Annotated in this window: 13 protein-coding genes; 5 read left to right on the top strand and 8 right to left on the bottom strand. The window is 69.6% G+C overall.

Annotation, left to right across the window (positions count from 1 at the left end; genetic code table 11):
• Positions 1 to 39: 39 nt before the first annotated feature.
• Entirely contained in the window at positions 40 to 579 is a 540-nt protein-coding gene (locus tag Q9R22_RS00985; protein ID WP_131333296.1) for an A24 family peptidase, read from the bottom strand.
• Positions 580 to 658: 79 nt separating this feature from the next.
• On the opposite strand from Q9R22_RS00985, the gene Q9R22_RS00990 reads away from it, so the two are divergent.
• Positions 659 to 1,429, top strand: a complete 771-nt coding sequence (locus Q9R22_RS00990; RefSeq protein WP_131333297.1) for a hypothetical protein — start codon at positions 659 to 661, stop codon at positions 1,427 to 1,429.
• A gap of 159 nt (positions 1,430 to 1,588) precedes the next feature.
• On the opposite strand, the gene Q9R22_RS00995 is transcribed toward Q9R22_RS00990, so the two are convergent.
• Entirely contained in the window at positions 1,589 to 2,944 is a 1,356-nt protein-coding gene (locus Q9R22_RS00995; protein WP_131333298.1) for a PhoH family protein, read from the bottom strand.
• Between the two features lie 142 nt (positions 2,945 to 3,086).
• Entirely contained in the window at positions 3,087 to 3,848 is a 762-nt protein-coding gene (locus tag Q9R22_RS01000) for an isoprenyl transferase (protein WP_085106979.1), read from the bottom strand.
• Between the two features lie 135 nt (positions 3,849 to 3,983).
• Between Q9R22_RS01000 and Q9R22_RS01005 the strand changes: the two genes are divergently transcribed.
• Positions 3,984 to 4,697 carry a hemolysin III family protein gene (locus tag Q9R22_RS01005; protein ID WP_064846196.1) on the top strand — a complete coding sequence of 238 codons (714 nt, stop codon included), beginning with the start codon at positions 3,984 to 3,986 and terminating at the stop codon, positions 4,695 to 4,697.
• 117 nt (positions 4,698 to 4,814) lie between these two features.
• Here the strand turns inward: Q9R22_RS01005 and Q9R22_RS01010 are convergent, their stop codons facing one another.
• The 3 genes from Q9R22_RS01010 to mca form a co-directional block, all read right to left on the bottom strand.
• Positions 4,815 to 6,959, bottom strand: a complete 2,145-nt coding sequence (locus Q9R22_RS01010; RefSeq protein ID WP_131333299.1) for a thioredoxin domain-containing protein — start codon at positions 6,957 to 6,959, stop codon at positions 4,815 to 4,817.
• A gap of 221 nt (positions 6,960 to 7,180) precedes the next feature.
• Positions 7,181 to 7,549 carry a hypothetical protein gene (locus Q9R22_RS01015; RefSeq protein WP_241247069.1) on the bottom strand — a complete coding sequence of 123 codons (369 nt, stop codon included), beginning with the start codon at positions 7,547 to 7,549 and terminating at the stop codon, positions 7,181 to 7,183.
• Positions 7,546 to 8,463: a mycothiol conjugate amidase Mca gene (mca, locus tag Q9R22_RS01020; protein WP_094067098.1), complete on the bottom strand. Its 918-nt coding sequence runs from the start codon at positions 8,461 to 8,463 to the stop codon at positions 7,546 to 7,548. The genes Q9R22_RS01015 and mca overlap by 4 nt, the downstream gene beginning before the upstream one ends.
• Before the next feature lie 160 nt (positions 8,464 to 8,623).
• On the opposite strand from mca, the gene Q9R22_RS01025 reads away from it, so the two are divergent.
• The 3 genes from Q9R22_RS01025 to Q9R22_RS01035 all read left to right on the top strand — a co-directional run bounded on the left by Q9R22_RS01025 (position 8,624) and on the right by Q9R22_RS01035 (position 10,268).
• Entirely contained in the window at positions 8,624 to 9,124 is a 501-nt protein-coding gene (locus Q9R22_RS01025) for a DUF4307 domain-containing protein (RefSeq protein WP_064846195.1), read from the top strand.
• Positions 9,125 to 9,384: 260 nt separating this feature from the next.
• Entirely contained in the window at positions 9,385 to 9,882 is a 498-nt protein-coding gene (gene greA / locus Q9R22_RS01030; protein WP_085106982.1) for a transcription elongation factor GreA, read from the top strand.
• Between the two features lie 170 nt (positions 9,883 to 10,052).
• Entirely contained in the window at positions 10,053 to 10,268 is a 216-nt protein-coding gene (locus tag Q9R22_RS01035; protein ID WP_131333300.1) for a hypothetical protein, read from the top strand.
• A gap of 30 nt (positions 10,269 to 10,298) precedes the next feature.
• On the opposite strand, the gene ilvA is transcribed toward Q9R22_RS01035, so the two are convergent.
• Both ilvA and Q9R22_RS01045 read right to left on the bottom strand, forming a co-directional pair.
• Positions 10,299 to 11,546 (bottom strand): threonine ammonia-lyase, encoded by a 1,248-nt coding sequence (ilvA, locus tag Q9R22_RS01040; RefSeq protein WP_311253944.1) that lies wholly within the window; start codon positions 11,544 to 11,546, stop codon positions 10,299 to 10,301.
• Between the two features lie 150 nt (positions 11,547 to 11,696).
• Positions 11,697 to 13,121, bottom strand: a complete 1,425-nt coding sequence (locus tag Q9R22_RS01045) for an AI-2E family transporter (protein ID WP_311253945.1) — start codon at positions 13,119 to 13,121, stop codon at positions 11,697 to 11,699.
• Between the last annotated feature and the right edge of the window lie 58 nt (positions 13,122 to 13,179).

Genomic DNA, 13,179 nt, shown 5'->3' on the forward strand with positions numbered 1-13,179 from the left:
GTGTCTCCTCCTGGGTGGGTACGACTGCGCGGGCGGCGTTCACAGGAACGCCACGACACCCAAGCTTCCCACGATCATGAACGGCCCCAGGGGGATGCGACTGCTCGCCCGGGCGCGGCGCAGGATCAGCAGTACGGCGCAGAACAGCCCGGCCAGCACGAACGTGGCCGCGAGCGCGAGCACCGTATGGGTCACGGACGAGAATCCTGTGAGCAGCCCCAGGACCCCCGCGAGCCGCACGTCCCCCATTCCCATGCCGGCGGGGTTGATCAACCGCAGGGCCAGGAAGAGTCCCTTCATGATGAGCAGACCCCACAGCATCCACCACAGGCGCACGGTGTCGTGGGCGAGGACGGCGGAGGCGCCCAACAGGAGGACGGTCACGGGATACAGCGGGCGCACCACCCGCCCCGGCAGGCGGTGGTATCGGATGTCGGTGGCGGCGAGCCACACTCCTGTGCATGCGAGCACCATGACGGCCAGGGCGCAGGCCACCGCGGCCAGCTGTGCGCCGACCGTGGCTTCCTGCAGGTGCGCCCCCACGAATCCGCCGATGCCCGCAGTGTCGGGCTGAAGCATGAACTCATCCTAGGCACCCCGCTGTGGTGCGGGTCATGAACGGCGGCCCATGTGGAGCACGGGTTCGTAGACTGGGCCCATGATCGCTCCCTGGCAGAACAGGCCCGCCCGATCAACCGTGTCCGAGGAGTCCTTCGCCGCGCTGTGCCGGTCCTCCCCGTGGCGTTGGGACACGGTGCGGTTCACGCTGTACTGGGTGAGCGAGGATCCGGACACCGCCGCCCACCCCGTGCGCGTGTGGCTGCGCCGGCCCTCCGATGTGCGCGTGGAGACATTGCAGGGCGACGTGCTGTACGCGAGTACGTCCCTCGAACGCTCCCGGGACGACTTCTACGTCACGGACACGTCCCGCTCCTGGTTGCTGCCTCCCGCGCTCGTCTCACCGGTCTACGACGACGACGGCCTCGTGCTCCGCCGCCCCGAGGCTGCCTACGGGGACCCGATCTTCGGGGGCGGGCGCTGGCAGGCGATCCTGGACCCCGTGGAATGCGTGGGCCCCGCGCCCACCCCGCCCTACCTCCCGGAGCAGCGCCCCTCGCAGTTGTCCTCTGTGGTGGCCGGGGCCTTCGCCAAACGCCGGGTGTGGTGCGCGACCGTGGAGCCCAGCGTGCGCTACCGGCCCGTGACCGCGAACCACCCGCTCGCCCCGGGTCCCACGCGGATCGCGGTGGACACCGCGACCGGCGTCTGCGTCTACTCCCACGTGCTGCGCGGACCGTACGCGGGTCAGGGCCACCGACTCGTGATCGAGGCGGTGGACGAATACCAACTGGACGACCTGTTCACGCAACAGGACTTCAACCTCACGGACGTCTCCCGTCACGTGCCATGGCCTGTGCTCCCGGCCTGAGCCGCCGCCCGTGATCCGCACCGGGCGGATTCCCCAGGGGCCGCGCTTCTCGGGTGTCCAGGGCGCGCAGCCCGTTCGGACCTGACGACGACGCCGCGGGCTCGGGACGACCAGGCCGGGCGGGGGACGACGCCGCCCTCCCGGCCCGGCGTCGCCGGGTCACACGTCCTGGCGCTCGAGCAGGTCGGTCACGAGGGCCGCGATGGGTGAACGCTCGGAGCGCGTGAGGCTCACGTGCCCGAACAACCGCTGACCCTTGAGCGCCTCGACCACGGCCATGATGCCGTCGTGACGTCCCACCCGCAGGTTGTCCCGCTGGGCGACGTCGTGGGTGAGCACCACCTTGGAGTTCTGCCCGATCCGGGACAGGGCGGTGAGCAACACGTTGCGTTCGAGCGACTGCGCCTCGTCCACGATGACCCACGCGTCGTGCAGGGACCGCCCGCGGATGTGGGTCAGGGGCAGCACCTCGAGCATCCCGCGCGCCACGATGTCGTCCACGACCGCGGGTGAGACCACGGAGGACAGCGTGTCGAAGACCGCCTGACCCCACGGGTTCATCTTCTCCTCCTCGGTGCCGGGGAGGTAGCCCAGGTCCTGGCCACCCACCGCGTAGAGCGGACGGAACACCATGATCCGGCGGTGCTCCCGGCGTTCCAGAACGGCGTCGAGCCCGGCGCACAGCGCGAGCGCGGACTTGCCCGTTCCCGCGCGACCGCCCAGCGAGACGATGCCCACGGCGGGGTCGGTCAGCAGGTCGATGGCCAACCGCTGTTCGGCCGAGCGTCCCTGCACCCCGAACACATCCCGGTCCGCGGCGACCAGGCGCGCCTGCCCGTCCGGTTCGGTCCGGGCGAGAGCGCTGCCCGCGGACGAGCGCAGGACCAGACCCGTGTTCACGGGAAGCTCCCGGGCGCCCGGCACTTCCGTGCGGCCCTCGGCGTAGAGGCCGGAGACGACGTCTTCCGCGACGTCCAGGTGGGCCACGCCCGTGTACGCGTCGTCACCACCGATCCACTCACCGCGGTACTCCTCCGCGGCGAGTCCCAGGGCGGAGGCCTTGAGCCGCATGGGCAGGTCCTTGGACACCACACACACGTCGTGGCCCTCGCCGGAGAGGTTCGCGGCCACGCTCAGGATGCGTGAATCGTTGTCCCGCAGCCGGAAGCTCTGGGGCAGCACCGTGTCCGCGACGTGGTTGAGTTCCACCTGCAGGCACCCGCCGTCCGCAAGGTCCACGGGCCGGTCCAGGCCGCCGTGGGTCACGCGGAGGTCGTCCAGCAACCGCAGCGCCTTGCGCGCGAAGTACCCCAGTTCCGGGTCGTGGCGCTTGGCCTCGAGCTCGGTGATCACCACCACGGGCAGCACCACGCGGTGCTCGGCGAAGCGGAACACGGCGCGCGGGTCCGAGAGCAGCACGGACGTGTCGATCACGTACGTGCGCACACCGGCCGCGGAGCCGTCCTCCTCGAGCGCGCCGGATCGGACGGGGGTTACGGGGGTGTCGATGCTCATGGGGCCCTTTCACTGCGGAGTCCTTGGCCGGTGTGTCCGGCACCTCTCACGCTAGGGAGGTCGATCAAGGGTGGCGCGCCCCACCGGTGAACGGCGCGTGAACATCCGCCACGGGCCCGTGAGCGGGACCGGTAGGGCTGGCTCAGCCCCCGAATCGGCGCTGACGGCGCGCGTAATCGCGCAGGGCCCGCAGGAAGTCGACCCGGCGGAAGTCCGGCCACAGCGCTTCGCAGAAGTAGAACTCGCTGTATGCGGACTGCCACATCAGGAAGCCCGAGAGGCGTTGTTCGCCGGAGGTGCGGATCAGCAGGTCGGGATCGGGTTGCCCGCGCGTGTAGAGGTGTGCGGAGATGTCCTCCACGCTGAGCTCCTGCGCCATTTGCGCGAGCGACGCACCGCGGGCGTCGGCGTCGGTGAGCACCTCGCGTACCGCGTCCACGATCTCCTGCCGCCCCCCGTACCCCACGGCGATGTTCAGGTGGGGGCCGGGATTGTCCACCGTGCGCTGTGCGCTGTTCAGCAGTTGCTCCTGGAGCTTCTCCGGGAGGGTTCCCAGGGCACCCACGGGCTGGATCCGGCAGATCCCTTCCTCCTGCAGCTCGCACATGAGGTTGGTAATGATCTCCAGCAGGGCCGTGAGTTCCTCGCGCGGACGGTTGAGGTTCTCGGTGGAGAGGATGTAAAGGGTGACCACCTGGATGTTCAGCTCGTGGCACCAGCGCAGGAACTCCACGATCTTGCGTGCGCCCGCCCGGTGGCCCTCCTCCGTGGTGGCCCCGAACTGGCGCGCCCACCGGCGGTTGCCGTCCACGAGCACACCCACGTGATGCGGCAACTCGTCCGCGGTGAGGGTGCGCGCCAAGCGGTGTTCGTAGAAGGAATACATGACACGGGGAAGTTTCACAGCGTCATTCCTCCCCTGAGTCGGCCCGGTCCACACGGATTCACACCCCTAAACTACCTGTAGGGCAGACCCAATCCAGTAGCACCTCCGAGCTCCGTGTCCGCGGGGCACCCATGAGAGGCAGTGGTGTCCACCATGTCAGACGAACGCACCGAGAAGCGCACCGTTCCCGGCCCGGTGACGATCGTGCGTCACACGCGTAACGGTCCCCTCACGGTGGAGAAGAAACCGTCCTGGCGCGGGTGGATCCACGCGGGCTTCAGCCCGGTGGCCGCGGTGCTGGGTGTGGTGGCCATCGTCGTGGCACCCACGGTGGAGCTGCGTCTCGCATGTCTGGTCTACACCATCACGGCGATCATGCTGTTCGGTACCTCGGCCGTATACCACCGCTTCTACTGGGGCGCGCGCATGAACGCGGTGCTGCGGCGGATGGACCATTCGAACATCGCCCTGATCATCGCCGGGACGTACACGCCCCTGGCCGTGAGTTTCCTCCCGGTGCGGGGCGCCACGATCCTGCTCGGCGTGATCTGGACGATCGGTGCCCTGCTCGTGATCTTCCGTGTGTTCTGGATGAGCGCGCCGCGATGGCTCTACACCCCGCTCTACGTGATCATGGGGTGCCTGGCCCTGCTCTACCTCCCGGCGTTCTTCGCGGTGAACGTCCCCGCGACCGTCCTGCTGATCTGCGGCGGCGTGTTCTACATCGCCGGCGCGGTGTGTTATGCGACCAGGCGCCCCCGGTTGCTCCCGGCGACGTTCAGCTTCCACGAAGTCTTCCACGCGTGCACGATCGGCGGCTTCGTCTGCCACTACATCGCGATCATGTTCGCGATGTTCGCCGCGTGAGCGATTTGCGACGCCCCGGTCAGAGATCCGACGGCGCTCGGCGTGCGGGGACCGCTCGGCGCGGTGACGTCTGCGTCGTCCACGCGATGCCGACGACGACGCAGCGCCCCGGTGCGCTCAGCCCCGCTCCGCGCGGATCCGGGTGACGAGTGCGCTCACGTCCGGCATGGAATGGACGGGAAGTTCGCAGCGTCCGTCCCGGCACAACCACACCGTGTAGCCGGGTTCCGATGCCGCAGGAACCCCGTACGGCGCCGCATTCCCGTCCAGGACCAGGACATCCATCACGCGTGCCGCACCGACCGCGTCGAGCGTCTCGCGCCACTGCTCGGCGCTCGTGTCCACGACCTGCAACAGGGCCGGGGGGTGCTCGTCGGCCAGCACGGCCGACACCATGCCCCCGGCCGTCGTGGGGGCCTTGAGGACCACCCCGGTCGCGGGCGCGGTCACGGCGTCGACCACCTCCCGGGTCTGGCGCTCACCGATCGTCGGTTGGGACAGCTCCGTGAGCCACCGGGAGAGCACCGCGGAACTGGACGCGGCGACGTCGTCGAACGGCTCCGCACGGCCCGTGGCCCCGGCCGCCGCGAGGGTGGGGTCCACCTCAGCGGACTCGAGCACGGTACTCCCGCGCACAAAACGCTTCACGGCGACCTCGGCGAGCGCGCGGCTGCGCTCGTACCACGCGGTCTCGCCCGTGGCCCGGTACAGCGCGAGCAGCCCGGCGCCGAAGCGCGCGTAGTCCTCGAGCTGGCCCTCGTGGGGGTCCACGACGCCGCCGCGTGACGTGCGCGTGATGCGTCCGGTGGCGGAGTCCCGGTGCCGTTCCCACAGGAAACCGGCGGCCGTGGCGGCCAGCTCGACCCACTCGGGGTGCCCCAGCAGCACACCCGCGTCCGCGAGTCCCGTGAGCGCCATGCCGTTCCAGGCCGTGACGATCTTGTCGTCCAGGTGGGGCGCCGTGCGCGTGATCCGCCGCTGCCACAGCTCCTGCCGTACGGACTCGTCCAGGATCCCCGTGACCGCACCCGCCTCACCCCAGGCCGCCGTGGCCGGCGCGGGGCGACCCCCTGCGGGGCTTCCGGCGTGACCCGAGAACGTGTAGTAGGCGCCCTCACGTTCGGCATGCGGCTCGTCGGACGCGGGATCGCTGTCCGCGTCGAGGGATGCGGCGAACGCGCCCTCGGGGGTGATCATCTCCCGTTCGAGCCACTCGACCAGCAGCTCTGCGGCCCGGCGGTAACGGGCCGCGCGAGTGGCGTCCGTGCCGGTGCGTTCCAGCAGCGCCACGGTGCGCGCCAGCACGCCGAGCAGCTGGGCGTTGTCGTAGAGCATCTTCTCGTAGTGGGGCAGGGACCAGTCCGGGGTCACCGAGTACCGGAAGAACCCGCCGCCCACATGGTCCTGCAGCGCCCCCGTGACCATCGCGTCGAGCGTGGCGCACAACAGATCACGTGCGGTGCGCGCGTGCTGCGCCGCGGCGTCGTCGTGGCCGGAAGCAGCGTGCGCGCTCGCCGACGCGGGATCCCCAGCCAGGGCATCGCGGTGCGCGGGGCTCGCAATGCGCGTGAGGGCGTCCAGGGTGGGCGAGGGCGGGAACTTGGCGCCGGTTCCGAAGCCCTCGTGGGCGGCGTCCCGGGCGACCTCGAGGCCGTCGAGCCAGGCTCCCGTGAGTTGTTCCGCGGCGTCCTCGGCGGCCTCGCCACCCTCCACGCGCACGACCGACGGACCCGCGTCGGCGAGCATCCGGTCCACGAGTTCGGGGTGGCGGGACAGCGCATCGTAGACCTGTTCGGCCCCGCGCAACACCTCGTCACGGCGCTCGGTCCAGGCCTCGGCGACGGCCCGCAGGACCTGCATGAAGGACGGCCGCCCCTGCACGGGACGCGGCGGGTAGTAGGTCCCGGCATGGAACACCCTGCCCTGCGGGGTCAGGAACGCGGTCATGGGCCAGCCGCCCTGACCAGTGAGCAGCTGGGTGGCCGCCATGTAGATCGAGTCCACGTCCGGGCGTTGCTCGCGGTCCACCTTGATCGCCACGAAATGTTCGTTGAGGTAGCGGCCCACCTCCGGGTCCTCGAAGGACTCGTGGGCCATCACATGGCACCAGTGGCACGCGGCATAGCCCACGGACAGCAGGACGGGCACCTCCCGCGCGTGGGCCTCCTCGAAGGCCTCGGGGCAGAACTCCCACCAGTCCACGGGGTTCTCCGCGTGCTGCAGCAGGTAGGGACTCGTGGAGTGGGCCAGACGATTGGACATACCCCACGGTCTCACACGGGAGCGGGGATGACAGCCCGGGGGCTCACGGCTCGAGGGTCATGAGGCGCGGCTCTGGTCGCGGTTGCCCGCCACCGGGTGGTGCGTCGCTCCCAGGGGCGGGGCGCCCGTCGGAGTCTGGCACGGAGCGGGGCGCCCGTCGGAGTCTGGCACGGAGCGGGGCGCCCGTCGGGTTCAGGCGCAGGACGGGGCGCCTGTGGCAGTCAGTCGCGGGGCGGACCGTCCCGGCGGTCACCCGCGCGAGGCGGGCGGGCGACATCGCCCTCGCTCGACCCACCGGTGCGGGACGTGCGCGACGGCGACGCCGCGGCGTCGTCCGCGTAGCCACCCACGTGATCCTCCGCGGCGCGCTGCTCGGCGTACTGGGCGCGGTAGCGCAGTCGCCGGTTACGGCGGTTGAAGTCCATCACGAGCAGGACCACGGCGGCGGCCAGCAGGAACGTCATGAGGAAGCCCACGAGGCCCGGCGAGACCTGGCTGGGGTCCAACCCCGGGCGCAGGGTGTTCTCCGGACTCGGGGCCGGCGTCGCGGCGGTCAGGACGGTCAGCAGCGTGGACACGGGAAGGCTCATTTCCGGGGGGTCGAGGCGGCGTCGGTGACGCCCGCGAACAGATCCGTCTCGGGCAGGGAGGTCTCCACGCGGGACTCCGCGAGCGTGTAGTCCTCCCACGGCCACACTTCGGCCTGGGTCTCGGCGGAGACCGCGAAGAACAGGCCCTTGGGGTCCACCTGGGTCCGGTGGCTGCTCAGGGCGGCGTCCCGGACGGTGAACTGGTGCGCGCACTCGATCTTGGTGGTGGTCTCGTGGCGCGGCATGGGCGGGCGGTGGCCCTCCGGGTCCGACTCCTGGATCGCGGCGATGCGCTGGGCGTACGGGGACTGCAGTCCGCGGGCCTCGAGGGCCTCGTGCAGTGCGATGAACCGCTCCACGTTGAACGCGCGGTCGTAGTACAGCTTGGACGGGGTCCACGGCTCACCCGTTTCGGGGTACGCCTGCGGGTCCCCCGCGCGCTGGTATGCCTCCATGGCCACGTTATGGGTCTGGATGTGGTCCGGGTGCGGGTAACCGCCGTTCTCGTCGTAGCTCAGAATCACGTGCGGGCGGAACTCACGCACCAGCTGCACCACGGGGGCCGCGGCGCGTTCGAGCGGTTGCAGGGCGAAGCACCCCCACGGCAGCGGAGGCAGCGGATCTCCCTCGGGCAGACCGGAGTCCGTGAACCCGATCCACCGGTGCTCCACGCCCAGGGCCTTCGCGGCCGCGGCCATCTCGTGACGACGCAGCCCGGGCAGGTCACGCTCGGCCCAGACGTCCCCCTCCATCTCGGCGTTGAGGATCGAGCCGCGCTCGCCACCGGTGCACGTGGCCACCATGACGCGCGCGCCCAGCTGGGCGTAATGTGCCATAGTCGCGGCACCCTTGCTGGACTCGTCGTCCGGGTGGGCGTGGATGGCCAACAATCGAAGCTGTGAATAATCCGTCACCGAACGGATGCCTCCAAGACGTCATCGCGGGAAAAATGCAATCCCCGGTATCTTACGCCGCTCGTGCTGCCGGAGCTGTCGTGCCCATCACGGCTGCCGCGCACCGCACGGCGACCGGCCTCCCAGAAACCACACACGCGCGCTGGGTACAGTGGTCGCCATGAGTTCTGCGACGCCCCGGCCTACCTCCCGGCCGGAGACGGGCGCCACTGCCCCCGGCACCTCCGCGACCCAGCGGGCGCTCGCACAGCGCTACGGGACCGGACACCGCGCCGTCGCCCGTTCCCCCCGCCGCGGGCCCAGCACCCGTGGCTGGATGCTGATCGCGGCCGCGGCCACGCTGGTGGCGGCGCTGTTCGTGGTGTGGATCGTGTGGGGCAACTCCCAGCGGCCCGTGTTCAAGGACGTGAGCTTCCAGATCACGGACTCGGGGCACGTGTACGCGGACTTCGACCTCACCAAGGACCCCGACCAGACCGTCACGTGCGCGGTGGAGGCACTCAACGAGCAGTACGCCGTGGTGGGTTGGACCGAGGTCACGATCGGCCAATTGCCGGACGACCAACTCAACGGCCGCACGAGCACCCACCGGGTGCCCCTGCGCACCACGAACCTGGCCACCACGGCGGGGGTCGACTCGTGCTGGGAGAGTGCTGGCTGACCCTCCCGCGGTGGTCGGGTAATTCCTGACTGACCATCCGCGCAGCTTCGGACCGGCCACATCCGTGACGGGAACCATGACGTCGGATTGCACGACCCACCGCACCCCCGCACGCGCTTTGGGCCGCGGGCGCGGACTCCACTAGACTGGACTGAGATCACATCCCCGACCCGGACGCGCTGGGCCACTCGGCTCGCCCCGGGGCGGGGTTTTTCTACACGTGTCCGTCAGGGCGACGGACACCAGAGAACGGAGGCACCGTGGCTACTAATGAGGGAGCCTGGCTCACCCAGGAAGCCTACGACCGGCTCAAGAAGGAGCTTGACCACATCTCCGGGCCGTACCGCCAGGAGATCGTGGACCGGATCGAACAGGCGCGTTCCGAGGGGGACCTCAAGGAGAACGGCGGCTACCACGCTGCACGCGAGGAGCAGGGCAAGAACGAGGGCCGGATCGCCCAGTTGACCCAGCTGCTCGAGAACGCCCAGGTGGGCGAGGCCCCCGCGGACGACGGCGTGATCGAGGCCGGCATGGTCGTGACCGCGGAGATCGCGGGCGACGAGATGACCTTCCTCATGGGTTCCCGCGAGGTCGCCGAGGACCTCACCGGCGGTTCGGACCTCGAGGTCTTCTCCGAGCGCTCTCCCATGGGTGCCGCGATCAACGGCCACAAGGTCGGTGACACCGTGAGCTACAAGGCCCCGAACGGCAAGGACATCACGGTGAAGATCCTGAAGGCCAAGCCCTTCAGCCGCTGATCGACCCCGGTTCATCACGAAGGCCATCTCGCACGTGCGAGGTGGCCTTCGTCGTGCGCGACCCGATGCGGCCCAGGAGTCGTACGCGGCTCGACACGGTCCAGGAGTCGCCCGGGTGCGGCCCGTAGGATCGAAGCACGCCCCGTCGAGCCCCGCTAGGAGTTTCCCCCGTGGTCACACACTGGAACCGGACCCCCAACTCGTGGACGGTCCCGCTGATCGTCCTCACCGCGCTGCTGGGGATCGCCGCGATCGTCGTGCACTTCCTGGGTCAGGACGACCCCGCACTGAACGCGACCGGCGGCCTGCGCAACATCCTGTGGTTCGCCACCTTCGTGGCCGCGTTCGTCACGTACTTCACGGCCCGGCGCGGACGACGCCGCTGACGCACGCGCACCGCGTGGGTCACCTCCCGCTCAGTGCACCACCACGGGTCGGTAGCCGTGGGACTCCAGGGCATCGATCACCTGATCGCAGTGCCCGTGGCCCTTGGTCTCCATGTCAATCGTGATGGACACGTCCCCCATGGACAACGAGCCCCCGATCCGGGTGTGATTCACCCCGGTCACATTGGCGTCCATGTCCGCGATGATCTGCGAGATCTGGGCGAGCTCACCGGGGCGGTCCGTGAGCATCATCTTGATGGTCATGTAGCGCCCCGCCGCGGAGAGACCCCGCTGGATCACCTTGAGCATCAGCATGGGATCGATATTGCCGCCCGAGAGCAGCACGACAGTGGTCCTCAGATCCGGGTACTCACGCTTGAGCGCGCCCTCGAGGATCGCCGCCACACCCACGGCACCCGCGGGTTCCACGACCATCTTGTTGCGCTCGAGCATGAAGATCAACGCCTGGGCGAGCGAGTCCTCGGAGACCGTGACGACGTCGTCCGCGAGGTGACGGATCACGTTGAACGGCAACTGTCCGGGCCGGCCCACGGCGATGCCGTCCGCGATGGTGGAGACCTTGGACAGCGTGACGATCGCGTCCCCGGCGAGTGAGGGCGGGTAGGCCGCGGCGTTCTCCGCCTGCACCCCGATGACCCGGATGTCCTTGCCCTGTTCCTCGGCCTTGGCCTTGAGCGCCACGGACACTCCCGCGAGCAGCCCTCCCCCGCCCACACCGGCGATGACGGTGTCCACGGTGGGCAGCTGGTCGAGGATCTCGAGACCCAGGGTGCCCTGGCCGGCGATGATGTCCGGGTGGTCGAACGGGTGGACGAAGACCGCGCCGGTCTTTTCCGCGTAGCGCTGGGCCTCCGCGAGTGCCTGGTCCACGTTGGACCCGTGCAGCACGACCGCGGCGCCGTGGTCCTGGGTGGCCGCGATCTTGGGCAGGGCCGCTCCGTGGGGCATGTAGATCCGCGCCGCGATCCCGAGTTTCGCCGCCGCGAGCGCCACGCCCTGCGCGTGGTTGCCGGCCGACGCCGCCACGACGCCTCGTCGCTTCTCCTCGTCGGAGAGCTGGGCCATGCGCACGTACGCGCCGCGGACCTTGAACGACCCGGCGCGCTGGAGGTTCTCGCACTTGAGGTAGACCTCGGAGCCGAGCATGCGGGACAGCGCCCGGGAGTGCGCGAGCGGCGTCGTCTCGATCACCCCGTCCAGCAGCTGCGCGGCGTGGCGGACGTCGGCCACCGAGACGGGCAAATCAGTGAGGCCCACAGAGAACTTCTTTCGTGGTAGTCGGCCGTTGCGGCTCGTTCGAAATGCGCGAACCCGGGGTGGATCACGACCGCAGGGGTTGGCACGGAGACACGGAAGGCGGCGTCCGGAGTGAGGACGCCGCCTTTCATGGTATTACGCCGCGCGGGACTAGACGTTCCGGGAGTCCCCCGAGCCCACTTCGTCGGGCTCGATCGTGGCGTCGTGCTTGGTCTCCTTCTTGTGCTTCTCCTCGCGCTTCTTCTCCGCGTTCTGGCGCTCACGATGGCGCTTGCCGCGGAAACGCTGCAGCTGGGCCATGACCTGTTCGCGCGTGAGGTCCTGCTTCTTGGCTGCCTTCTTGATCTCCCACGGGTACATGAAGGGCTGCCACGCGATCTCCTCGTCCCGCTCCCAGGCGCGGCTGCCGAGGTAGCGGATGATCGTGTTGAGCATGGCCATCAGGGGCACGGCGAACAGCGCACCGGCGATCCCGAAGAGCACGCTACCGGCGGCCACCGCCAGGAACACGGCCACGGGGTGCAGGGCCACGGCCTTGCCCATCACGAGCGGCTGCAGGACGTTGGACTCGACCTGCTGGACGAGCAGCACCACACCGAGCATGGCGAGCGCGATACCGGGCCCGATCACCACGAGGGCCACCAGGACGGCCACCGCACCGGTCAGCACGGCACCCACGATGGGGATGAAGGACGCCAGGAACACCAACACACCGATCGGCAGCGCCAGCGGCACACCCAGCAGGAACGCACCAAGCCCGATACCCACGGCGTCCACGAACGCCACGAACACCTGGATGCGCACGTACTGCGCGAGCGAGATCCAGCCCTTGCGCCCGGCACCGTTCACGGCGGGGCGGGCGCGGCGGGGGAACAGTTTGACCAGGAACAGCCAGATGTTCTCGCCGTCCATGAGGAAGAACAGCAGGACGAACAGCATGATGATCGTGCCCGTGACGATGTTGGTCGCCGTGGAGCCGAAGGTCATCGCGCCGGAGAGGATGGCGTCCGAGTTGCGCTGCAGCGTGGCCCCGATGTCCGAGAGCCACTGGTTGATGTTGTCCGTGGAGATGTTGAGGGGGCTGTCCTCCAGCATTCCGATCAACTGCTGGAAACCGGCCACCGCGCTGTCGGAGAGTTGTGCGAAACCGACGATCATCTGCTGACCCGCGAGCACCAACAGGCCCAGGACCCCCACGATCAGTCCGAGCTCCACGGTGATCGCGGCCAGCGCGGACGGGAAGTGCTTGGAGCGCAGCCAGCGGACGGCCGGCGAGAGCAACCCCGCGAGCAGCGCGGCTAACAGCACCGGGATGAACACGGTGGACACGTGGCTCAGCAGCCACCCCACCACACCCACACCGGCGATGATGAGCAAGATCCGCCACGACCACGCGGCCGCGATCCGGACCGGGGTCGTGACCATGGTCTGCGCGTCAGGGGCGTTGGGCCCCGTGGAGGGGGGCGACGCGCCGTCGTGCTGGGTGACGAGTTCGGAGGACGTGTCGGACTGGGGACGTTTGACCACGGGGTTCGGGGATGAGCCCGCGTGGGACGTCGTAACACTGGATGACATGCCCTTATCATGACACCATCGCGCAGCGTGCTGGTACCGGCGTGCGGGGCCGAGGGTG

This window comes from Kocuria sp. PD6 (genome assembly GCF_031844145.1).
GTDB classification, from domain to species: domain Bacteria; phylum Actinomycetota; class Actinomycetes; order Actinomycetales; family Micrococcaceae; genus Kocuria; species Kocuria marina.